Genomic DNA, 22,394 nt, shown 5'->3' with positions numbered 1-22,394 from the left:
ATGAGCCAGCACACCGCAACGCACCACGGCCACTCGCACGGCGACGGGCACGGCCACCAGCACACTCCCGGTGGGACGCACACCACCGGGCACAAGCACAGCCACGGTTCCCACCACAGCGGCGTCCCTCTCGACTGGAACGAGATCGCCCCGCTCCTGGAGCGGCAGGCGGAGATCGAGAGCCCCGCCTACGCGGACGCCGCCGCCTGGCTCGGCACGCTCGCCCCCGTGCAGGGCGTCCGCCGGGTCCTCGACGTCGGCAGCGGCCCCGGTGTCATCACCGGCGTCCTCGCCGAGGCCTTCCCGGCGGCCGAGGCGGTCGCCGTCGACGGCTCCCCCGAACTCCTCGCCCGCGCCCGTGAACGCGCCGAGGAACGCGGACTCGCCGCCCGGCTCTCCACCCTCCACACCGAACTCCCCGAAGGCATCGCCGAGCTGGGGAAGGCCGACCTGATCTGGGCGGGCAACTCCCTGCACCACATCGGTGACCAGCGGGCCGCGCTCGTCGAGTTCGCCGGCCTGCTGAACCCGGGCGGCCTGATGGTCCTCGTCGAGGGCGGGCTGCCCGCCCGGCACCTGCCCTGGCACATCGGCTTCGGCCGGCCGGGCCTGGAGGCGCGCCTCGACGCCGCCAACGCCGACCGGTTCGCCGAGATGCGCGCCGAGACCCCCGGGCACAAGGACGAGCCGGACGACTGGCGGGCCCTGCTCGCCGACGCGGGCCTCACCCCCGCCGGCACCCGCACCTTCCTCAGCGACGTTCCCGCGCCGGTGTCCCCGATCGTGCGCGAGCTGGCCCTCCACCACTTCGGCCGCGTACGCGACAGCTTCGGCGACCGGCTCGACGCGGACGACCGCGCGATGCTCGACCGGCTCCTCGACCCGGCCGACGAGATGTCGCTCCACCACCGCACGGACCTGTTCTACCTCGCGGCCCGCACGGTCCACACCGCCCGCAAGGGCTGAGGACGCCCGCGCCCGTCGGCCGTACTCCGGCGGGGCGGGACGTACTCCTGCGGGGCGGGACGTACTCCGGCGGATTCGGGCCGTACCCCCGCGGGTCAGGACACCGGCTCCAACCGCCACCACTGGAACGGGGAGTCGGTGTCCTCCCACTGCCGTATGTCGCCGCCGTCCTCCTTCGATTCGTCGGCGACCTCCAGGAACAGCCCGCTGATGAAGCTCACCAGCGCGACCGTCCCCGGCGACTGGAGGTCCTGCTCGATGATCCACTCCTGCGCGCCGAAGTTGTTCGCCTTCCACTGCTGGATGGTGGCGCCGTTCTCCGTGGAGGCGTTGGCGACATCGAGCCGCTTGCCGCTGGCCGCGTTGACCAGGTGGTAGAGCCCCCCGCCGTTCGGCACGGCGGTGATGTGCCAGTGCTGGCCGGGCGTGCCGTTCCCGGTGCCCTGCTGCACCTTGGCACCGCTGCGGCTCGACCCCTCGTACACCTCGAGGAGCAGCCCACTGGCCACGTTCCGCACCCGGTAGAGGCCCTCCTCGACGGGCACCGGAGACCCACCACTCACCGAATCGACTCCCTCACTCGCACTCGCCGCTCGCACTGCGCTTCACGGTCCGCGGTCGACTCTATGCCGGGGGTACGACAACGGCGCCGAGGTCCGCCCGGACCTCGGCGCCGTCGTCGTCACCCGACCGGTCAGGCGCCGAACTCCGCGGGGTTCGGGCCCAGTCGGCGGTTCTCGTCGAGCGCGGCGATCGCCGCCAGGTCCTCGGCGTCCAGCTCGAAGCCGAAGACGTCGATGTTCTCCTCGATGCGGGACGGGGTGACCGACTTCGGGATCACCACGTTCCCCAGCTGGAGGTGCCAGCGCAGCACGACCTGGGCCGGGGTCCGCCCGTGCTTGCGGCCGATCGCGACGATCGCCGGCACGTCCAGGAGCCCCTTCCCCGAGCCGAGCGGCGACCACGCCTCGGTCGCGATCCCGTACCGGGCGTGCGCCTCGCGCGAGGCCTGCTGGGAGAGCTGCGGGTGGAGCTCGATCTGGTTGACGGCGGGCACGACCGACGTTTCGCCGATCAGCCGTTCCAGGTGCTCCGGGAGGAAGTTCGAGACGCCGATCGCCTTGGCGCGCCCGTCCGCATGGATCTTCTCGAACGCGCGGTACGTGTCGACGTAGGCGTCCTTCGAGGGGACCGGCCAGTGGATCAGGTACAGATCGACGTAGTCGAGACCCAGCTTGTCGAGGGAGGCGTCGAAGGCCTTCAGCGTCGCGTCGAAGCCCTGCTCGCTGTTCCACAGCTTGGTGGTGACGAACAGGTCCTCGCGGGCGATCCCGGACGCGGCGACGGCACGGCCCGTGCCCTCCTCGTTGCCGTAGATCGCGGCGGTGTCGATCGAGCGGTAGCCGGCCTCCAGGGCGGTCGTCACGGCCGCCGCGGCCTCGTCGTCCGGCACCTGCCAGACACCGAAGCCCAGCTGCGGCATCCGCACGCCGTTGTTCAGGGTGACCGAGGGAACCTTGCTGTCCGTGCTCACGTGGAGTGGATCCTTACCTTGTCGCGGGTCGTGCCTGACTACTCCCACCTTCAACGATGCGAGGGAGTCTCGCATTCCGCTTGCCGTGCCGGGCTGCCCCCGAGGGCACGGCTCAGCCGTACAGCGCCGCGACCTCCGCCGCGTACGCCCGCTCGATCGCCTTCCGCTTCAGCTTCAGGGACGGAGTCAGCAGCCCGTGCTCCTCGCTGAACGGATGCGCCAGGATCCGGAAGGTGCGGATGGACTCGGCCTGCGAGACCAGCGTGTTCGCCGCCACCACCCCCCGCCGGATCTCCGTCTCCAGGGACGGATCGCGTACGAGCTCCGCCGGCGCGAGCGGCGCCCGCCCCTGCATCGCCAGCCAGTGCTCCACCGCCTCCTGGTCGATCGTCACGAGGGCCGCGATGTACGGCCGGTCGTTGCCGACGACGATGCACTGGGCGATCAGCGGATGCGCCCGCACCCGCTCCTCCAGACCCGTCGGCGCGACGCTCTTGCCGCCCGAGGTCACCAGGATCTCCTTCTTGCGCCCGGTGATCGTCAGATAGCCCTCCTCGTCGAGGGAGCCCAGGTCCCCGGTGGCCAGCCAGCCGTCGTTGAGGACCGCGGCGGTCGCCTCGGGGTCGTTGAGGTAGCCGGAGAAGACCTGGCCGCCGTGCAGCCACACCTCGCCGTCCTCCGCGATGTGCACCGTCGTCCCCGGGACCGGCTGCCCCACCGTGCCGTACCGCGTCCGCTCCGGCGGGTTCGCGGTCGCGGCGGCCGAGGACTCCGTCAGGCCGTACCCCTCGAAGACCGTCACCCCCGCACCCGCGAAGAACAGCCCCTGCCGGCGGTCCATCGCGGAACCGCCCGACATCGCGTGCCGGAGCCGTCCGCCGAGCGCCGCGCGGACCTTCGCGTACACCGTCTTCTCGAAGAACTGGTGCTGCACGCGCAACGCCGCCGACGGCCCCGGCCCGGTGCCGAAGGCCTTGTGTTCAAGGGCCTCCGCGTACGCGACCGCCACCTCCACGGCCTTGTCGAACGGGCCGGCCTTCCCCTCCCGCTCCGCCTTGCGCCGCGCCGCGTTGAAGACCTTCTCGAAGACGTACGGAACGGCCAGCACGAAACTCGGCCGGAAGGCGGCCAGGTCCGGGATCAGCTCCGCCGCCACCATCACCGGCTGGTGCCCCAGCTTCACCCCGGTCCGGACCGCGGCCACCTCCACCATCCGCCCGAAGACGTGCGCGAGCGGCAGGAACAGCAGCGTCGAGGCCTCCTCGCCCGGCCGGGAACGGAACACCGACTCCCAGCGGCCCACCAGCATGTCCGTCTCGAACATGAAGTTGGAATGGGTGATCACACAACCCTTGGGGCGGCCGGTCGTCCCCGACGTGTAGATGACCGTCGCCACCGTCTCCGGGGTCACCGCCCGCCGGTGCCGGTGCACGACGTCCTCGTCGATGTCCGCCCCCGCCGCCGTCAGCTCGGCCACGGCGCCCGCGTCCAGCTGCCACAGGCGCTGAAGCCGGGGCAGCCGGTCGATCACCGAGCCGATCGTCATCGCGTGGTCCTCGTGCTCCACCACACAGGCCGTGACCTCGGAGTCGTGCAGCATCCAGAAGACCTGCTCGGCGGAGGACGTCGGGTAGATCGGCACCGGCTGCGCGCCGAGGGCCCACAGAGCGAAGTCGAAGAGCGTCCACTCGTAGCGGGTCCGGGCCATGATGGCGACCCGGTCGCCGAACCGCACGCCCTCCGCGATCAGGCCCCTCGCGAGGCCGAGGACCTCGTCCCGGAACCGTCCGGCCGTCACGTCCCGCCACTCGCCGCCCGGCCCCTTCCGGCCGAACGTGATCCGGTCCGGCTCCGTCAGGGCACGCTCGAACACGGCGTCCGCCAGACCGCCGACCTGAGGCGCCGCCTCGACGGGCGGCACGGTGAACTCGCGCACTGACCTGCTCCTCGACGGCTCGATGGCTGGAAAAGCTCGTTGTAGCGCTCCGTACGGCGCGGGTGACGGTACCCCACCCGACTGCCCGGCGGGAGGGCCTTCACCAAGCCGGGACATTCCGTGTTCGCACAGGTCAGGGTGGGTGGTAGGACCAAGTCGCGGATGCTGCCGGGACGTTACCGACCGCTCGGTACGTCCATCCGGCGGGAATCTCCACCGAATCTGTACGGGCCGCTCACGGCCCGCCACCCGACGCCGCCCGCCACCCGCACGCCGGGCGCGCCGTCCCGGCGGTACGCCCGGAGCCCCGAAGCGGCCCCGCGCGGGCCGGCCCGGACGCGTGGGCACGGGAGCGACCGGGCGCGTAGCCCGGTCAGCCCGGCCGGTGCAGTCGGTCGCCGCCCGCCAGGATCGCCTCCGCCAGCGCGTCCGCCGCCTCCTGCACCGCCCCGCCCCGGCGCCCCGCACGCAGCACGAAACCGACGTCGCCGAGCTCCGGCAGCCCCGCCCGCGCCGGCACCGGTACCAGACCCGGCGGCACCAGCCCCCGTGTGTGCGCCATCACGCCCAGCCCCGCCCGCGCCGCCGCCACGTTCGCGCTCAGGCTGGAACTCGTACACGCGATCCGCCACGCCCGGCCCTGCGCCTCCAGCGCCTCCAGGGCCCGCGCCCGGGTGATCCCCGGCGGCGGGTACAGGATGAGCGGCACCGGACGGTCGGGATCCAGCCGAAGCCCCGGCGCCCCGATCCAGATCAGGGAGTCCTCCCACACGAGCCGCCCCTCGCTCTCCCCGCCGCGCCGCTTGGCCAGGATCAGATCCAGCCGCCCCGCGGCGAGCCGGGCCTGGAGCGTGCCGGACAGCTCCACCGTCAGCTCCAGGTCGACCTCCGGGTGCTCGCGCCGGAACGACTCCAGGATCTCCGGCAGCCGGGTCGTCACGAAGTCCTCCGACGCCCCGAAACGCAGCCGCCCCCGCAGCCGCGTCCCGCCGAAGTACGCCGCCGCCCGCTCGTGCGCCTGAAGGATCGTGCGCGCGAACCCGAGCATCGCCTCGCCGTCCTCGGTCAGCGCCACCCGATGGGTGTCCCGGGTGAACAGCGGCCGGCCCGTCGCCTCCTCCAGGCGCCGCACGTGCTGGCTGACCGTCGACTGCCGCAGCCCGAGACGGTCCGCGGCCCGGGTGAAGCTCAGCGTCTGGGCCACGGCGAGGAAGGTGCGGAGATGGGTGGGCTCGTACACAGGACGACCGTAACCCCTGCGCCGCGTGATTATCGCGAAACGCGATGACAGTCAGTGTCCTGTGCGGGATTCCCGATCACCGAGCCCTGGGCCAGGATGGAAAGGCGCGAGACAAGCGCGAGCAAGCGCAGACATGCGCGAGACAAGCGCGAGACACCCCTCGCCGTGCACAGAGCAGTGGAGTCCATGACCGCCCGTACGCCCGCCCCCACCCCCCGCCGAAGCCGCCCCGGTACGCCACGTCGCACCCTCCGGCTGCCGTCCTGGCTGCCCGTCGACCCGTACATCCTGGCGCTGCTCGGCACGGTCGCCCTCGCCGCGCTGCTCCCCGCCTCCGGCGCCGCCGCCCACGTCGCGGAAGGGGCGTCCACCGGAGCCGTGGCGCTCCTCTTCTTCCTCTACGGGGCCCGGCTCTCCACCCGCGAGGCGCTCGACGGCCTCAAGCACTGGCGGCTCCACCTCACCGTCCTCGGCAGCACCTTCCTGCTCTTCCCGCTCCTCGGACTCGCCGCCCGCGGCCTCGTCCCCACCGTGCTCACCCCCCAGCTCTACAGCGGCCTCCTCTTCCTCTGTCTGGTGCCCTCCACCATCCAGTCCTCCATCGCCTTCACATCGATCGCCCGCGGCAACGTCCCCGCCGCGATCTGCGCGGGCTCCTTCTCCTCCCTCGCCGGCATCGTCCTCACCCCACTCCTCGCCGCCCTGCTCCTCGGCAACAGCGCGGGCGGCCTCTCCGCCGACGCGCTCATGAAGATCGTGCTCCAGCTCCTCGTACCGTTCCTCGCCGGACAATTCCTGCGCCGCTGGGTCGGCGGCCTCCTCGCCCGCCACAAGAAGGTCCTCGGACACGTCGACCGGGGCTCGATCCTCCTCGTCGTCTACACCGCCTTCAGCCAGGGCATGGTCGCCGGCATCTGGCACCTGGTGACCCCGGCCCGGATCGGCCTGCTGCTCGCCACCGAGGCCGTGCTCCTCGCCGCGATGCTGGCCCTGACCTGGTACGGGGCGGGACGGCTCGGCTTCGGCCGGGCGGACCGGATCGCGATCCAGTTCGCCGGCTCGAAGAAGAGCCTGGCGGCGGGACTGCCGATGGCGAGCGTCCTCTTCGGCCCCCAGGCCGCACTGGCCGTGCTCCCGCTCATGCTCTTCCACCAGATGCAACTGATGGTCTGCGCGGTGATCGCGAAGCGCCGCGCCCGTGACACGGAAGGGAAGCAGGAGGGGGAGGAGGCCGCGATGGCTCCCTCAGCGGCCCCCTCCGTAGGCCGGATCACACCCACGACCACCCCAGGATGATCATCGCGGCCGCTACGGTGCTCCCATGCCCGCACTCGATCCCGGCCGCACCGCGCTCGTCCTCGTCGACCTCATGGAACGCATCGTCGCGCTGCCCCTCGCGCCCCGCCCCGGCACCGACGTCCTCACGGCCGCCGCCCGGCTCGCCGACACCTTCCGGGCCGCCGGTGCGCCCGTCGTCCACATCCGGGTCGAGCGGCCGAACGTCGAAGCCCAGCCGCCCGGCAGCGACCTCGTCGCCGACCTCGTCCGGGACGGCGAGCCCGTCGTCGTCAAGCGCACCATCGGCGGCTTCCAGGACACCGGACTCCACGAACTCCTCACCGGATTCGGCGCCACCACCCTGGTCTTCGGCGGCATCGCCACCAACCTCGGCGTCGAGTCCACCGCCCGCGCCGCCGGAGACCTCGGCTACGAGCTCGTCTTCGCCGAGGACGCCATGACCGCGCTCACCGCCGACGAACACCGTGCCTCCGTCGACCTCGACTTCCCGCGCCTCGGCACCGTCGCCCCCACCGCCGCGATCACCCTGGACGGCTCCGAGTGACCCCGGTCCCGATACGTTACGGGGCCCGCCCCTGCTCCCTGGTCGTCTGCCGCGGCTGCTGCTGCGGCGACGCCCGCAAGAACCCCGGCACCGACCACGCCGCACAGCTCGCCCGCCTCCGGGAGGCCGCCGCGGCCTCCGGCGGCCGCCTCGCCGTCCGTACGAGCGACTGCCTCGGCCCCTGCGCCCAGGCCAACATCGTCGTCGTCCAGCCCTCCACCGAGGGCCGACGGCGCGGCGGCCGGGCCGCCTGGGTCGCCTTCACCCTCGACCAGGACTCCCTCGACGACATCCTCGCCTGGACGGCCGCCGGCGGCCCCGGCATCGCCCCGCCCCCGGCCACCCTCGCCCTCCAGATGATCGACCCGCCCAAGAACTGACCCCGTCCGCGGGCCCCACACGAGGCCGTGGGGCCCGTGGGGCGCCCGGGTCCTTGTCACGGTCGGCCAAGGGGCACGGGTGAATCTTGGTGGTTTACGTCACCTGTTACCCATCAGTCGCTGGCAAGACTGGGAAATCCTGCCGGACGATCGAACCACCGAGGGGGTCCCGGGATGACGGGCACTCGCATTGCCGCGCTCGGGCACTACCAGCCCGCCAAGGTGCTCACCAACCATGACCTCGCGGAGTTGGTCGACACCGACGACGCGTGGATCACCAGCCGGGTCGGTATCCGCACCCGGCACATCGGGGGCCCCGACGAGCCCGTCGACGAACTCGCCGCCCACGCGGCGGGCAAGGCCCTGGCCACCGCCGGACTCACCCCCGACGACATCGACCTCGTCCTCGTCGCGACCTCCACGGCCATCGACCGCTCGCCCAACACGGCCGCCCGCGTCGCCGCCCGCCTCGGCATGACCTCGCCGGCCACCATGGACCTCAACGTGGTCTGCGCCGGGTTCACCCACGCCCTGGCCACCGCCGACCACGCCGTCCGGGCCGGTGGATCCCGCCGCGCGCTGGTCATCGGCGCCGACAAGATGAGCGACGTGGCCGACTGGACCGACCGCACCACCTGCGTCCTCGTCGGCGACGGCGCGGGCGCCGCGATCGTCGAGGCCGTGGACGACGAGGTGCCGGGGGCCGCGCGCGGCATCGGCCCGGTCCTGTGGGGCTCGGTCCCGGAGATGGGCCACGCCGTCCGGATCGAGGGCACCCCGCCCCGCTTCGCGCAGGAGGGACAGAGCGTCTACCGCTGGGCCACCCAGCAACTGCCCGCCCTCGCCCGGCAGACCTGCGAGCGGTCCGGCATCAGCCCCGAGGAGCTCGCGGGCGTCGTCCTGCACCAGGCCAACCTGCGGATCATCGAGCCGCTCGCCGCGAAGATCGGCGCCGTCAACGCGATCGTCGCCCGCGACGTCGTCGACTCCGGCAACACCTCGGCGGCCTCCATCCCGCTGGCCCTCGCCAAGCTCGTCGAACGCGGCGAACTCGCCTCCGGCGCCCCGGTCCTCCTCTTCGGCTTCGGCGGAAACCTCTCGTACGCGGGCCAGGTCGTCCGGGTGCCGTAGCACGGCCCCTTCCGGTCCGCCCTGGGGCGGTGTCGTGGCGCGACCCGTTCCGGTCCGCGCCGCCGTCACGTACCGTCGCCGCCGTGCCCCGTTCGGCGGAGCCCGGTGGCGGCGCGCCGGTGGCGGACCTAGCTTCGATCGCGGTGAGGGTCATCGCATTCCGGGCACGGAATCGCTCCGTGACCAGCCCTCCCGTGACCTGGAGGACCGTCATGCGCGCGATACGTGCCGCTTCCGCCGTCCTGCTGAGCGCCGCCGCCGTGGTGGTCACCGTCGCCCCGGCCGCCCTGGCGGGCGAGAACGACCAGAACATCACGTCGTTCGGCTTCTCCGTCACCCCCGAGACCGTCGCCCCCGGCGGCACCGTGACGCTGAAGTCCGACGGCTGCGAAGTGCCGTCGGTGACCGTCACCTCCGGGGTGTTCGACACCGTGACCCTCAGCGAGGGCCGTTCGGGCAACGCCACCGTGGACGTGGACGCCAAGGCAGGCGCCCAGTACGAGATCACCTTCGACTGCAAGGGCGAGCGGGGCACCACCACCCTCACCATCGCCCAGGGCAACACCGGCGGGAACACCGGCGGGAACACCACCGGGCACAACGAGGGCATGCCCCCCGGAGCGCACAAAGGCGTGAAGGCCGGCTACGGCACCGCCGCCACCTCCGACGCGGACACCGACGGCCTCGGCGTCACCGAGGTGGTCACGGGCGTGCTCCTCATCGTGGGGGCGCTGGGCGCCGCCGTCGTCCTGACCCGCCGCCGCGACGCCGACGGCCGCTCCTGACCGCCGGGACCAGGGGGGCCTGAAACGGCCCCTCCGCCCCGGTGTGACGAGGTCCGGGACGGAGGGGCGCCACACCCGGCGGCGCCCGCGCACGGGCGCCGCCGCGTACGCGATCGAGGGCACGGACGGCGGGCCGGACCGTCGGCACCAAGTCGGCGCAGAGTGCAGGGAGTTGGCGCTGGAGGGCACGGGTTCGGTGCGGATGGCGATGAGTCGGCGCGCTCACGGCGCGAGGAGGAGGGCGGGCGTGGGCCGGTCGGACGCTACGGGGCACGGTGCGGGGCGGCACGGTGCCTGGGGCCTCGTCGCCGTCGTCCTCCTCGTCGGCGTCCACCTCGTCCGCGGCGGTGCGGACGAGATCCGGGCCGACGGCCCCCCGCAGCCCCTTTCCGCCGCCGCACCCGACGGCACCCGCGCCGAAGCCGCGCTCGCCCTCGCCCCCGTCCCCGATCCACTGCCCCCGTCGACCCCGCTCCGGGTCCGCGTTCCGACCGTCCGGATAGACGCGCCGATCACCAAGGTCGGACTCGACGCCGACGGCTGGATCGAGGCCCCGCCGCCCGAGGAGAACCGGCTCGCGGGCTGGTTCACCGGCGCGGTCACCCCCGGTGAGCGCGGTACCGCCGTCGTCGTCGGCCACGTCGACGTCCCCGGCGGCCGGGCCGTCTTCTACGACCTGGGGGCCCTCCGCAAGGGGCACCGCGTGGAGATCGCGCGCCGCGACGGCCGGACCGCCGTCTTCGCCGTGTACGGGGTCGAGGTCGTCCCCAAGGAGAGCTTCCCCGCCGAGCGGATCTACGGCGACGCCGGAGCGCCCGAGCTGCGCCTGATCACCTGCGGCGGCACGTTCACCGAGGAGAACGGCTACGCGGGCAACGTGGTGGTCTCGGCCCGGCTGGTCGAGGTCCGCTGACCCTTCTCCCTTCTCCGACCCCGGCTTTGTCCCCAACCGGGAAAAAGTCGGAGGGGATTCATGCGCAACTTCTTCCCACTCCGGTACGCCGCTGCTACGTTCCCCTCGAAAGCACGAAGACGAGCGGGCACGAGAGGGAGGGGCGCGTGAGACGCATGACGGCACGACCTGCCAACCGACATCAGGCGCGACTCCTCAGGCTGCTGCGCGACGGAGGACCCAACTCCCGCGCCCAGCTGGGAGATCAGATCGATCTCTCCCGCTCCAAGCTCGCCGTCGAGGTCGACCGGCTCCTGGAGACCGGTCTCGTCGTCGCCGACGGTTTCGCCGCCTCCCGGGGCGGCCGTCGCTCGCACAACATCCGTCTCGCGCCCGAACTCCGCTTCCTCGGCATCGACATCGGCGCCACCTCCATCGATGTCGCCGTCACCAACGCCGAGTTGGAGGTGCTCGGGCACCTCAACCACCCCATGGACGTCCGCGAGGGCCCCGTCGCCGTCTTCGAACAGGCCCTGTCGATGGCGGCGAAGCTCCGCTCCACCGGACTCGCGGAAGGCTTCGACGGCGCGGGCATCGGCGTCCCCGGACCCGTCCGTTTCCCCGAGGGCGTCCCCGTCGCACCACCGATCATGCCCGGCTGGGACGGCTTCCCCGTACGGGAGGCGCTCAGCCAGGAACTCGGCTGTCCCGTCATGGTCGACAACGACGTGAACCTCATGGCCATGGGGGAGCAGCACGCCGGCGTCGCCCGCTCCGTCGGTGACTTCCTCTGCGTCAAGATCGGCACCGGCATCGGCTGCGGCATCGTCGTCGGCGGTGAGGTCTACCGCGGTACGACGGGCAGCGCCGGCGACATCGGACACATCCAGGTCGAACCCGACGGCCGCCCCTGCGCCTGCGGCAACAACGGCTGCCTGGAGGCCCACTTCAGCGGCGCCGCCCTGGCCCGCGACGCCGAGGACGCGGCGCGCGGCGGCAGTTCGGAGGAGCTCGCCGCCCGGCTCGCGGCGGCCGGTCACCTCACCGCCGTCGACGTCGCGGCGGCCGCCGCCGCCGGAGACGCCACCTCGCTCGCCCTCATCCGTGCGGGCGGCAACCGGGTCGGGCAGGTCATCGCAGGACTCGTCAGCTTCTTCAACCCCGGTCTGGTGGTGATCGGAGGCGGTGTCACCGGCCTCGGTCACAACCTCCTCGCCAGCGTCCGCACCCAGGTCTACCGGCAGTCCCTGCCGCTGGCCACCGGCAACCTGCCCATCGTCCTCGGCGAACTGGGCCAGACGGCCGGCGTGACGGGCGCGGCCCGCCTCATCAGCGACCACCTCTTCTCCCCGGCGTAACGGGGGTTGTGGGCGTACGTTCCGCAAGGGCGGAGCGGGTGGGCCCAACCCCACCGGCCCGTACCCGCCGCACGTCCCGCACCCCCACTCGCCCCAGCGCACCCCCGCACCCGCACTCGCTCAAGCGCACCCCCGCACCCGCACTCGCTCAAGCGCACCCCCGCACCCGCACCCCGCACCCGTACCCCGCCGGACGGCCACCCGTACTCGCCGAGGGGATCTCCGCCATGCCCGAACACCCCCCGTCCCTCCTCACCATGTCCGGAATCACCAAGTCCTTCCCCGGCGTCCGCGCCCTCGACGGCGTCGACCTGGACGTCGCGCCCGGCGAGGTCCACTGCCTCCTGGGCCAGAACGGTGCCGGCAAGTCCACCCTCATCAAGGTCCTCGCCGGCGCCCACCAGCCCGACGAGGGTCACATCACCTGGAACGGCGACCCCGTACGGCTCCGCTCCCCGAGCGCCGCCGTCCGTCTCGGCATCGCCACCATCTACCAGGAACTCGACCTCGTCGAAGGCCTCTCCGTGGCCGAGAACGTCCACCTCGGCCACGAACCCACCACCGCCGGATTCGTCCGCACCCGCGAGGCGCGCGAGGCCACCGCCACCCTCCTGAAGCGCCTCGGGCACCCCGAGATCGACCCGACGCGACGTGTCGGCGAACTCTCCGCCGCCCAGCGGCAGATCGTCTCCATGGCCCGCGCCCTCTCCCACGAGGTCCGTCTCATCGTCATGGACGAACCGTCCGCCGCCCTCGACCCCGACGAGGTCGCCAACCTCTTCCGGATCGTCGCCGACCTCACCGCCGACGGCGTCGCCGTCGTCTACATCTCCCACCGCCTGGAGGAGATCCGCCGCATCGGCGACCGCGTCACCGTCCTCAAGGACGGCCGCGCCGTCGCCCGCGGACTGCCCGCCGCGACCACCCCGACCCGTGAGGTCGTCGCCCTCATGACCGGCCGGGACGTCCCGTACGTCTTCCCCGAACGCCCCGCCCGCCCACCGACGGGCGAACCCGTCCTCCGCGTCCAAGGACTCGCCAGGAAGGGGGAGTTCGAAGCCCTCGACCTCGAACTCCGGCCCGGTGAGATCGTCGGCCTCGCCGGGCTCGTCGGATCCGGCCGCTCCGAGATCCTGGAGACCGTCTACGGAGCCAGGAAGCCCACCGAGGGCCGGGTGATCGTCGACGGACGGCCCCTGCGCCCCGGCAGCGTCCCCGCCGCCGTCGCCGCCGGACTCGGCCTCGCCCCCGAGGAACGCAAAGGGCAGGGCCTGCTCCTCCTCGAATCCGTCACCCGCAACGTCTCCGTCTCCTCCCTCGCCCGCTTCTCCCGGGCCGGCTGGATCGACCGCACCACCGAACGCGAGACCGCCAGGACCGCCACCCGCACCCTGTCGCTCCGCCCCGACCTCCCGGACGCCCCGGTCCGCACCCTCTCCGGCGGCAACCAGCAGAAGGCGGTCCTCGCCCGCTGGCTCCTCCGGGGCTGCCGCGTCCTCCTCCTCGACGAACCCACCCGGGGCGTCGACGTCGGCGCCCGCGCCGAGCTGTACGCGGTCATCCGGGGGCTCGCCGACGACGGCCTCGCCGTCCTCCTCGTCTCCAGCGAGGTCCCCGAGGTCCTCGGCCTCGCCGACCGCGTCCTGGTCCTCCGCGAGGGCCGGGTCGTCCACCAGGCGCCCGCCCGTGACCTCGACGAACACCGCGTACTCGACCTCGTGATGGAAGGGAGCCCTGCGGTATGACGCTCACCACCCCGGCCAAGGCGCCGCCCCGGGATGGCCGTTGGCGCGCACTCGGCCTCAGGGCCGACGTCCGCAACCTGTCGCTGCTCGGCGTGCTCGCCGTACTGATCGTCGTCGGCGGCCTCACCCGGCCCGCCGAGTTCCTCGCCACCTCCAACCTCCAACTCGTCCTGACCCAGGCCTCCGTGATCGGTGTCGTCACCGTCGGCATGACCTTCGTCATCACCAGCGGCGGCATCGACCTCTCCGTCGGCGCGATCGTCGCCCTGGCCTCCGTATGGGCCACGACCCTCGCCACCCAGGAGTTCGGCTTCGCCGGCATCCTCTTCACGGCCGTCGCCGTCGGACTCGGCTGCGGCCTGGTGAACGGCGTCCTCGTCGCGTACGGCGGCATGGTCCCCTTCATCGCGACCCTGGCCATGCTCGCCTCGGCCCGCGGTCTCGCCCTCCAGATCACCGACGGCAAGACACAGATCGTCACCGTCCCGTCCGTCCTCGACCTCGGCCTCCCCGACGCCTACGTCCTCGGGATCCCGCCACTCGTCCTCGTCTTCGCGGCCGTCACCGTCGCCGGCTGGCTGCTCCTCAACCGGACCACCTTCGGCCGGCGCACCATCGCCGTCGGCGGCAACCCGGAGGCCGCCCGCCTCGCCGGCATCGACGTACGCCGCCAGCGGCTCTTCCTCTATCTGCTCTCCGGACTGTGCTGCGGCATCGCCGCCTTCCTGCTCGTCGTGCTCGCCGGCTCCGGCCAGAACACCAACGGCAACCTGTACGAGCTCGACGCCATCGCCGCCGCCATCATCGGCGGCACCCTCCTCAGCGGCGGCCGGGGCACCATCGTCGGCTCGGTCCTCGGTGTCCTCGTCTTCACGACGATCACCAACATCTTCGCGCTCAACAACCTGCAGAGCGACGTCCAGCAGATCGCCAAGGGCGCGATCATCGTCGCCGCCGTCCTGCTCCAGCGCCGCACCGTCCGCGACGGAACCTGACCGGACACCGGCCGACCCCGCCCCGCCCTCACCACCACCCCCCTTCACCACCCCCATCTCACCACCACCCCTTTCACCACCACCCGCTCGGAAGGGATCCACCGCCATGCCCGAAACCAGCCGCAGACACCTCCTCCTCGGCGGCGCGGCCGTCTCCGCCGGCGCCCTGCTCACCGCCTGTACGAGCAACGAGCCGAAGAACCAGTCGCCCGTCGGGAGCGCCGCGCCGGCCGCCGACGACAAGCCCGGCACCCCCGTCACCATCGGCTTCGCCGGCCCGCAGGCCGACCACGGCTGGCTCAACGCCATCAACGACAACGCCGAGCGGCGCGCGAAGAAGTACTCCGACGTCACCCTGGAGATCACCGAGGGCTCCAACGACACCGCCACCCAGATCGGCCAGGTCCAGACCCTCATCAACAAGAAGGTCGACGTCCTCGTCATCCTCCCCGCCGACGGCAAGGCCCTCACCCAGATCGGGCTCCAGGCCATGAAGGCCGGCATCCCCGTCATCAACCTCGACCGGATCTTCGCCTCCCCGCAGGCCTACCGCTGCTGGATCGGCGGCGACAACTACGGCATGGGCCTCAACGCCGGCAACTTCATCGGCGAACAGCTCAAGGACAAGCCGAACGCCACCGTCGTCGAACTCGCCGGCATGGACAGCCTCGAACTCACCAAGCAGCGCACCCAGGGCTTCGACGACGCCCTCAAGAACTACCCCAACATCCGCAAGGTCGCCCGCCAGGCCGCCGACTTCACCGTCGAGTCGGGACAGGCCAAGATGGCCCAACTCCTCCAGGCCCAGCCGAAGTTCGACGCCCTGTGGAACCACGACGACGACCAGGGGGTCGGCGCGCTGCGGGCCGTCGCCCAGGCCGGCCGCAAGGACTTCCTCATGGTCGGCGGCGCCGGCGCCAAGTCCGCCATGGACGCCATCAAGGCCGACACCGGCGTCCTCAAGGCCACCGTCCTCTACCCGCCGACCATGGCCGCCTCCGCGATCGACCTCGCCCGCGCCCTCGGCCAGAAGAAGGGCGTCGGCGGCATGTCCGAGCTGGAGATCCCCGCCTCGATCACCCTCTACTCGGCCGTCGTCACCAAGGAGAACGTCGACGAGTACCTGCCCACCGGCTTCAGCTGACCGGACCCCGGCGGCCCGACCGCCCCCGGGGAGCAGTACATCGCCGCACCACGAAACGGAGGAACCGTATGGAACAGACGGAGAGCGGGGCCGCACCGCCGACGCTCGGCATCGGCATGGTCGGCTACGCGTTCATGGGAGCCGCCCACTCACAGGGCTGGCGCACCGCGGGCCGCGTCTTCGACCTGCCGCTGCGACCCGTCCTGGCCGCCGTCGCCGGCCGCGACGCCACCGCCGTCCGGGCCGCCGCCCGACGGCACGGCTGGGCCGCCGCCGAAACCGACTGGCGCGCCCTGATCGCCCGCGACGACGTCCAGCTGGTCGACGTCTGCACCCCCGGCGACAGCCATGCGGAGATCGCCGTCGCCGCCCTGGAGGCCGGCAAACACGTGCTGTGCGAGAAGCCCCTCGCCAACTCGGTCGCCGAGGCCGAGACCATGGCCGCGGCCGCCGAAGCGGCCGCCGCCCGGGGCCAGATCGCCATGGTCGGCTTCAACTACCGCCGGGTGCCCGCCCTTTCGTACGCCCGCCGGCTCGTCGCCGACGGCCGGCTCGGCGCCCTGCGTCACCTCCGCGTCACCTACCTCCAGGACTGGCTGGTCGACCCCGCCTTCCCGCTCACCTGGCGCCTGGAACGCGAACACGCCGGCTCCGGCGCCCTCGGAGACCTGGGAGCGCACGCCGTCGACCTCGCCCAGTACCTGGCGGGGGAGCCGCTCGTCGGCGTATCGGCTCTCACCGAGACCTTCGTACGGAAGCGTCCGCTGCTCGCGGGCACGGCCGCGGGCGGTCTCGCCGGGGGAGCGGGATCGGAGGCGTACGGGCAGGTCACCGTCGACGACGCGGCCCTGTTCACCGGGCGGCTCGCCTCCGGCGCGCTCGCCTCCTTCGAGGCCACCCGGATGGCCGCGGGCCGTAAGAACGCCCTGCGGATCGAGCTCAACGGGGAGCGCGGCTCGCTCGCCTTCGACCTGGAGCGGCTCAACGAACTGTCCTTCCACGACCACACCGAACCGGCGGTCTCGGCGGGCTTCCGCCGCATCCTCGTGACCGAACCCGACCACCCGTACCTGGAGGGCTGGTGGCCACCCGGTCACGCGCTCGGCTACGAGCACACCTTCGTCCACCAGGCCCGCGATCTGGTCCACGCCGTCGCGAGCGGCATCGCCCCGGCGCCTTCCTTCGCCGACGGCCTCCAGGTCCAGCGGGTCCTGGCCGCGGTGGAGGAGAGCGCCCGGAGCAACGCGGTCTACACCCCGGTCGGCATCCCGGCCCACACTTCTGCCGCAGGAACCGCCGACACGTCCGCCGACACGCCCGCCGACACGTCCGCCGACAGGCACGCCGACACGTCCGCCGACACATCCGTACCGAGCTAGGAGGCGCCCGACCGTGCCACGACCCTTCACGCTCTTCACCGGCCAGTGGGCCGACCTGCCCCTGGAGGAGGTCTGCCGGCTCGCTCGTGACTTCGGCTACGACGGCCTCGAACTCGCCTGCTGGGGAGATCACTTCGAGGTCGACAAGGCCCTCGCCGACCCGGCGTACGTCAAGGGCAGGCGCGAACTGCTCGACGCGTACGGACTGAAGTGCTGGGCGATCTCCAACCACCTGGTGGGGCAGGCCGTCTGCGACCATCCGATCGACGAGCGCCACCAGGCGATCGTGCCCGCCCGGATCTGGGGCGACGGCGACGCCGAAGGGGTGCGGCAGCGGGCCGCCCGCGAGCTCGCGGACACCGCGCGGGCCGCGGCCGCGCTCGGCGTCGACACCGTCATCGGCTTCACCGGCTCCTCCATCTGGCACCTGGTGGCGATGTTCCCGCCGGTCCCCGAGCGGATGGTCGAGCGAGGCTTCGAGGACTTCGCGGAGCGGTGGAACCCGATCCTCGACGTCTTCGACGCCGAGGGCGTCCGCTTCGCCCACGAGGTCCACCCCAGCGAGATCGCCTACGACTACTGGACCACCCAGCGGGCCCTGGACGCCGTCGACCGGCGCCCCGCCTTCGGGCTCAACTTCGACCCCAGCCACTTCGTGTGGCAGGACCTCGACCCCGTCGGCTTCCTGTGGGACTTCCGCGACCGGATCTACCACGTGGACTGCAAGGAGGCCCGCAAGCGGCTCGACGGCCGGAGCGGCCGACTCGGCTCGCATCTGCCCTGGGGAGACCCCCGGCGCGGCTGGGACTTCGTCTCCGCCGGGCACGGCGACGTGCCCTGGGAGGACGTCTTCCGGATGCTCCGGTCCATCGGCTACGCCGGGCCCGTCTCCGTGGAGTGGGAGGACGCCGGCATGGACCGGCTGACCGGCGCCCCCGAGGCGCTGTCCTTCCTCAAGCGGTACGACTTCGACCCCCCGGCGACCTCCTTCGACGCCGCCTTCGGGAGCGCCGACTGAGGTGAAAGCGCAGGTCCGCGCCTGGCGGCGAGGTGCCGCCGGGCCGGTCCGCGCTGTCCGCGAGAGCCTTTGTCCTCTCGCGGGGAAAAGTTCGACCGAACGGATGCACAAGGGCTTTCCGTGGTGGACGAACCCGGCTACGGTCCCTGATGTGTACATGACGTAACAGCGTGATGTGACCAGCGTGACGGCGCACGCCGGTCCCCGGACAACCCGCACACCCGGCCCGACTCCGGAGGACACCCGTGCACAGAAAACGACTCCGCCCCAGGAAGTCGCTCGCCCTACTCACCATCGGACTGCTCGCCCTCGGCGCCCCCCAGGGCCTCGCCGCCGAACCCGAAGCCCGCACCGCCGCCGCATCCACCGCCTCAGCCGCATCCGATGCCGCGGCCGCCCCCGCCGCCTCGGACGCCTCGGCCGCCGAAGAATTCCAGCAGATCACCCTCGCCAAGGGCGGCGAGGAAGTCGGCGAACCCATGTCCCTCGCCGTACTCCCGGACCGCAGCGTCCTCCACACCTCCCGCAACGGCGAACTCCGCCGCACCGACGCCGCCGGCAACACCACCGTCATCGGCACCGTCCCCGTCTACTCCCACGACGAGGAAGGCCTCCAGGGCATCGGCCTAGACCCGAACTTCGCCCAGAACAAGGCCATTTACCTGTACTACGCCCCACCCCTCGACACCCCCGCCGGCGACGCCCCCGAGAACGGCACCGCCGCCGACTTCGCGAAGTACGACGGCGTCAACCGCCTCTCCCGCTTCACCCTGAGAGCCGACGGCACCCTCGACAACGCCAGCGAGAAGAAGGTCATCGACATCCCCGCGACCCGCGGGATCTGCTGCCACGTCGGCGGCGACATCGACTTCGACGCCCAGGGGAACCTCTACCTCTCCACCGGCGACGACTCCAACCCCTTCGCCTCCGACGGCTACACCCCCATCGACGAACGCCCCGGCCGCAACCCCGCGTTCGACGCCCGCCGCACCTCCGGCAACACCAACGACCTCCGCGGCAAGATCCTCCGCATCAAGGTCGCCGAGGACGGCACCTACACCGTCCCCGAAGGCAACCTCTTCACCCCCGGCACCGACAGGACCCGGCCCGAGATCTACGCCATGGGCTTCCGCAACCCCTTCCGCTTCAGCGTCGACAAGGCCACCGGCATCCTCTACGTCGGCGACTACGGCCCCGACGCCGGTGCCGCCGACCCCCAGCGCGGCCCCGCCGGACAGGTCGAGTTCGCCCGCGTCACCAAGCCCGGCAACTTCGGCTGGCCGTTCTGCACCGGCAACAACGACCCCTACGTCGACTACGACTTCGCCACCAAGACCTCCGGCGCCACCTACGACTGCGCCGCCCTCGAGAACGACTCCCCGTACAACACCGGACTCGTCGACCTGCCGCCCGCCGAAGCCGCCTGGATCCCCTACAACGGCGGCTCCGTACCCGAGTTCGGCACCGGCTCCGAGTCACCCATGGGCGGCCCCGTCTACCGCTACGACCCCGCCAACACATCCCCGGTGAAGTTCCCCGAGACGTACGACGGCGACTTCTTCGCCGGCGAGTTCGGCCGCCGCTGGATCAAACGCGTCGACCAGGACGCCAACGGCACCGTCGCCTCCATCAACAACGTCCCCTGGACCGGCACCCAGATCATGGACATGGCCTTCGGCCCCGACGGAGCCCTCTACGTCCTCGACTACGGCACCGCCTGGTTCGGCGGCGACCACAACTCCGGCCTCTACCGCATCGAGAACGCCACCGGCGGACGCTCCCCGGTCGCCGAGGCGAGCGTGAACAAGACCTCCGGCATCGCCCCGCTGAAGGCTTCCTTCTCCTCCGTCGGCACCACCGACGGCGACGGCGACGCCCTCACCTACACCTGGGACTTCGGCGACGGCGGCACGTCCACGGCCGCCAACCCCACCCACACGTACCGCAAGAACGGCACCTACACGGCGACCGTGACGGCGAAGGACGCCAGCGGCCGTACCGGCTCCGCCTCCGTCCACATCGTCGTCGGCAACACCGCCCCCAAGGTCACCCTCGAACTCCCCGCCGAAGGCGCCCTCTTCTCCTTCGGCGACGAGGTCCCCTTCAAGGTGACGGTCACCGACCCCGAAGACGGCACCATCGACTGCACCAAGGTCAAGGTCACCTACGTCCTCGGCCACGACAGCCACGGCCACCCCGTCACCACCGCCAACGGCTGCACCGGCACCATCAAGACCTCCGCCGACGGCGGCCACGACGACGACGCCAACATCTTCGCCGTCTTCGACGCCGAGTACACCGACGGAGGAGGCGGCGGCCAGGCCGCCCTCACCACCCACGACCAGGCCAAACTCCAGCCCCGCCACCGTCAGGCCGAGCACTTCGACGCCCAGAACGGCGTCAACCTCTTCGACAAGACCCAGGCCCACGGCGGACGCACCGTCGGCGACATCAACAACGGCGACTGGATCTCCTTCACGCCTTACAACGTGACCGGAACCACCAAGCTCACCGCCCGCATCTCCTCCGGCGGCAACGGCGGCTTCCTCGAAGTCCGCACCGGCTCACCCACCGGCCCCCTCCACGGCTCCGCCCCCGTCCCCGTCACCGGAAGCTGGGAAACCTTCCAGGACATCGACGTACCCCTCCGCAACCTGCCCCGGAAGACCACCGAACTCTTCCTCGTCTTCAAGGGCGGCACCGGCGCCCTCTACGACCTCGACGACTTCACGTTCTCCAGCACCCCCGTGAACCGCGACGCCAAGCGGGTCCTCGTCTTCTCCAAGACCGCCGGCTTCCGCCACGACTCCATCGGCACCGGCATCACCGCCCTCAAGGAACTCGGCGCCGACAGCGACATCGTCATCGACTCCACCGAGGAACCACGCCAGTTCACCACCAGCAACCTCGCCCGCTACGACGCCGTCGTCTTCCTCTCCACCACCGGAGACGTCCTCAACACCGACCAGCAGAAGGCCTTCGAGAACTACGTCTCCACCGGCGGCGGCTACATGGGCGTCCACGCCGCGGCCGACACCGAATACGACTGGAGTTTCTACGGCGGACTCGTCGGCGCCTACTTCCAGTCCCACCCCCAGATCCAGCCCGCCACCGTCCGCGCCGAAGACCACACCCACCCCGCCACCGCCCACATCGACGGCCCCTGGCAGCGCACCGACGAGTGGTACAACTACCGCACCAACCCCCGCGACCAGGCCCGCGTCCTCGCCACCCTCGACGAAACCACCTACCAGGGCGGCACCATGAAGGGCGATCACCCCATCGCCTGGTGCCAGACCTACGGCGGCGGCCGCTCCTTCTACACCGGAGGCGGCCACACCAAGGAGTCGTACGCCGAACCCGCCTTCCGCCGGCACCTCCTGGGCGGCCTCCGCTACGCCACCGGCCAGGTCAAGGCCGACTGCCGGCCCCAGACCGGCTACCGCGCCCTCTTCAACGGCGAGACCCGCGAAGGCTGGAAGCAGGCCGGACCCGGCGGCTTCGACATCGCCGACCACGCACTCCACTCCACCGGCGGCATGGGCATGCTCTGGTACCAGGCCAAGGAACTCCGGTCCTACTCCCTCACCCTCGACTGGAAGCTCACCGGCGACTCCAACTCCGGCATCTTCGTCGGCTTCCCGGCCAGCGACGACCCCTGGTCCGCCGTGAACAACGGCTACGAGATCCAGATCGACGCCACCGACGCCCCCGACCGCACCACCGGCGCCGTCTACGGCTTCAAGTCCGCCAACCTCAAGGCCCGCGACCAGGCGCTCCGTCCGCCCGGCCAATGGAACACGTACGAGATCCGCGTCCAGGGCGAACGCCTCCAGGTCTTCCTCAACGGCATCAGGATCAACGACTTCACCAACACCGACCCCGCCCGCAGCCTCACCAGCGGCCACATCGGCATCCAGAACCACGGAGCCACAGACCAGGCCGCCTTCCGCGACATCCGCCTCAAGGAGCTCCCGTCCTGACGGACCTCTGGTCCTGACGGAGCTCCCGTTCTGAGGGAGCCTCCCTCCTGACGGAGCTCCGCCCC

The 22,394-nt window shown here is 71.9% G+C and carries 18 protein-coding genes; 14 read left to right on the top strand and 4 right to left on the bottom strand.

What is annotated here, in order from left to right; all coding sequences use genetic code 11:
- Complete coding sequence (locus tag N5875_RS06865; protein WP_338492284.1) at positions 1–966, top strand: class I SAM-dependent methyltransferase; 966 nt, start codon at positions 1–3, stop codon at positions 964–966.
- Between the two features lie 95 nt (positions 967–1,061).
- Here the strand turns inward: N5875_RS06865 and N5875_RS06860 are convergent, their stop codons facing one another.
- From N5875_RS06860 to N5875_RS06845, 4 genes are all read right to left on the bottom strand, one after another.
- Complete coding sequence (locus tag N5875_RS06860) at positions 1,062–1,529, bottom strand: RICIN domain-containing protein (RefSeq protein ID WP_318209763.1); 468 nt, start codon at positions 1,527–1,529, stop codon at positions 1,062–1,064.
- A 131-nt stretch (positions 1,530–1,660) separates the two neighbouring features.
- Complete coding sequence (locus tag N5875_RS06855) at positions 1,661–2,449, bottom strand: aldo/keto reductase (RefSeq protein ID WP_338499103.1); 789 nt, start codon at positions 2,447–2,449, stop codon at positions 1,661–1,663.
- 163 nt (positions 2,450–2,612) lie between these two features.
- Complete coding sequence (locus N5875_RS06850) at positions 2,613–4,436, bottom strand: long-chain fatty acid--CoA ligase (RefSeq protein WP_338492282.1); 1,824 nt, start codon at positions 4,434–4,436, stop codon at positions 2,613–2,615.
- Between the two features lie 373 nt (positions 4,437–4,809).
- The gene (locus N5875_RS06845) at positions 4,810–5,676 is read right to left on the bottom strand and encodes a LysR substrate-binding domain-containing protein (protein ID WP_338492280.1); all 867 of its coding nucleotides are present in this window, start codon (positions 5,674–5,676) and stop codon (positions 4,810–4,812) included.
- Positions 5,677–5,862: 186 nt separating this feature from the next.
- Here N5875_RS06845 and N5875_RS06840 point away from each other — a divergent pair, with 186 nt between their 5' ends.
- The 13 genes from N5875_RS06840 to N5875_RS06780 all read left to right on the top strand — a co-directional run bounded on the left by N5875_RS06840 (position 5,863) and on the right by N5875_RS06780 (position 22,329).
- Positions 5,863–6,972 (top strand): bile acid:sodium symporter family protein, encoded by a 1,110-nt coding sequence (locus N5875_RS06840; RefSeq protein WP_338492279.1) that lies wholly within the window; start codon positions 5,863–5,865, stop codon positions 6,970–6,972.
- Between the two features lie 25 nt (positions 6,973–6,997).
- Positions 6,998–7,519, top strand: a complete 522-nt coding sequence (locus tag N5875_RS06835) for an isochorismatase family protein (RefSeq protein WP_338492277.1) — start codon at positions 6,998–7,000, stop codon at positions 7,517–7,519.
- On the top strand, positions 7,516–7,899 hold the full coding sequence (locus N5875_RS06830) for a (2Fe-2S) ferredoxin domain-containing protein (protein WP_318209758.1): 384 nt from the start codon (positions 7,516–7,518) through the stop codon (positions 7,897–7,899). The genes N5875_RS06835 and N5875_RS06830 overlap by 4 nt, the downstream gene beginning before the upstream one ends.
- Before the next feature lie 174 nt (positions 7,900–8,073).
- Complete coding sequence (locus N5875_RS06825; RefSeq protein WP_318209757.1) at positions 8,074–9,030, top strand: beta-ketoacyl-ACP synthase III; 957 nt, start codon at positions 8,074–8,076, stop codon at positions 9,028–9,030.
- Between the two features lie 212 nt (positions 9,031–9,242).
- Positions 9,243–9,815: a hypothetical protein gene (locus N5875_RS06820; RefSeq protein WP_338492275.1), complete on the top strand. Its 573-nt coding sequence runs from the start codon at positions 9,243–9,245 to the stop codon at positions 9,813–9,815.
- 247 nt (positions 9,816–10,062) lie between these two features.
- On the top strand, positions 10,063–10,728 hold the full coding sequence (locus N5875_RS06815; protein ID WP_318209755.1) for a class F sortase: 666 nt from the start codon (positions 10,063–10,065) through the stop codon (positions 10,726–10,728).
- A 155-nt stretch (positions 10,729–10,883) separates the two neighbouring features.
- Positions 10,884–12,065 (top strand): ROK family transcriptional regulator, encoded by a 1,182-nt coding sequence (locus N5875_RS06810; protein WP_318209754.1) that lies wholly within the window; start codon positions 10,884–10,886, stop codon positions 12,063–12,065.
- A gap of 227 nt (positions 12,066–12,292) precedes the next feature.
- Positions 12,293–13,810 (top strand): sugar ABC transporter ATP-binding protein, encoded by a 1,518-nt coding sequence (locus N5875_RS06805; RefSeq protein WP_318209753.1) that lies wholly within the window; start codon positions 12,293–12,295, stop codon positions 13,808–13,810.
- Complete coding sequence (locus N5875_RS06800) at positions 13,807–14,805, top strand: ABC transporter permease (RefSeq protein ID WP_338492272.1); 999 nt, start codon at positions 13,807–13,809, stop codon at positions 14,803–14,805. Before N5875_RS06805 ends, N5875_RS06800 begins: the two co-directional genes overlap by 4 nt.
- Positions 14,806–14,911: 106 nt before the next feature.
- On the top strand, positions 14,912–15,949 hold the full coding sequence (locus N5875_RS06795; RefSeq protein WP_231070888.1) for a substrate-binding domain-containing protein: 1,038 nt from the start codon (positions 14,912–14,914) through the stop codon (positions 15,947–15,949).
- Between the two features lie 68 nt (positions 15,950–16,017).
- The gene (locus N5875_RS06790) at positions 16,018–17,328 is read left to right on the top strand and encodes a Gfo/Idh/MocA family oxidoreductase (RefSeq protein ID WP_338492270.1); all 1,311 of its coding nucleotides are present in this window, start codon (positions 16,018–16,020) and stop codon (positions 17,326–17,328) included.
- A gap of 13 nt (positions 17,329–17,341) precedes the next feature.
- The gene (locus N5875_RS06785; RefSeq protein WP_338492269.1) at positions 17,342–18,346 is read left to right on the top strand and encodes a sugar phosphate isomerase/epimerase family protein; all 1,005 of its coding nucleotides are present in this window, start codon (positions 17,342–17,344) and stop codon (positions 18,344–18,346) included.
- Between the two features lie 245 nt (positions 18,347–18,591).
- Positions 18,592–22,329 carry a ThuA domain-containing protein gene (locus N5875_RS06780; protein WP_338492267.1) on the top strand — a complete coding sequence of 1,246 codons (3,738 nt, stop codon included), beginning with the start codon at positions 18,592–18,594 and terminating at the stop codon, positions 22,327–22,329.
- Positions 22,330–22,394 lie beyond the last annotated feature (65 nt).

This window comes from Streptomyces sp. SJL17-4 (assembly GCF_036826855.1).
GTDB lineage: Bacteria > Actinomycetota > Actinomycetes > Streptomycetales > Streptomycetaceae > Streptomyces.
This window is presented reverse-complemented; position numbering and strand designations above follow the sequence as displayed.

Bases quoted from the DNA above. Each gene is read 5' to 3' on its own strand.
- N5875_RS06835 (WP_338492277.1), top strand. From the start codon at position 6,998: ATGCCCGCACTCGATCCCGGCCGCACCGCGCTCGTCCTCGTCGACCTC.
- N5875_RS06840 (WP_338492279.1), top strand. From the start codon at position 5,863: ATGACCGCCCGTACGCCCGCCCCCACCCCCCGCCGAAGCCGCCCCGGT.
- N5875_RS06810 (WP_318209754.1), top strand. From the start codon at position 10,884: ATGACGGCACGACCTGCCAACCGACATCAGGCGCGACTCCTCAGGCTG.
- N5875_RS06855 (WP_338499103.1), bottom strand. From the start codon at position 2,449: ATGCCGCAGCTGGGCTTCGGTGTCTGGCAGGTGCCGGACGACGAGGCC.
- N5875_RS06820 (WP_338492275.1), top strand. From the start codon at position 9,243: ATGCGCGCGATACGTGCCGCTTCCGCCGTCCTGCTGAGCGCCGCCGCC.
- N5875_RS06790 (WP_338492270.1), top strand. From the start codon at position 16,018: ATGGAACAGACGGAGAGCGGGGCCGCACCGCCGACGCTCGGCATCGGC.
- N5875_RS06800 (WP_338492272.1), top strand. From the start codon at position 13,807: ATGACGCTCACCACCCCGGCCAAGGCGCCGCCCCGGGATGGCCGTTGG.
- N5875_RS06825 (WP_318209757.1), top strand. From the start codon at position 8,074: ATGACGGGCACTCGCATTGCCGCGCTCGGGCACTACCAGCCCGCCAAG.
- N5875_RS06865 (WP_338492284.1), top strand. From the start codon at position 1: ATGAGCCAGCACACCGCAACGCACCACGGCCACTCGCACGGCGACGGG.
- N5875_RS06795 (WP_231070888.1), top strand. From the start codon at position 14,912: ATGCCCGAAACCAGCCGCAGACACCTCCTCCTCGGCGGCGCGGCCGTC.
- N5875_RS06805 (WP_318209753.1), top strand. From the start codon at position 12,293: ATGCCCGAACACCCCCCGTCCCTCCTCACCATGTCCGGAATCACCAAG.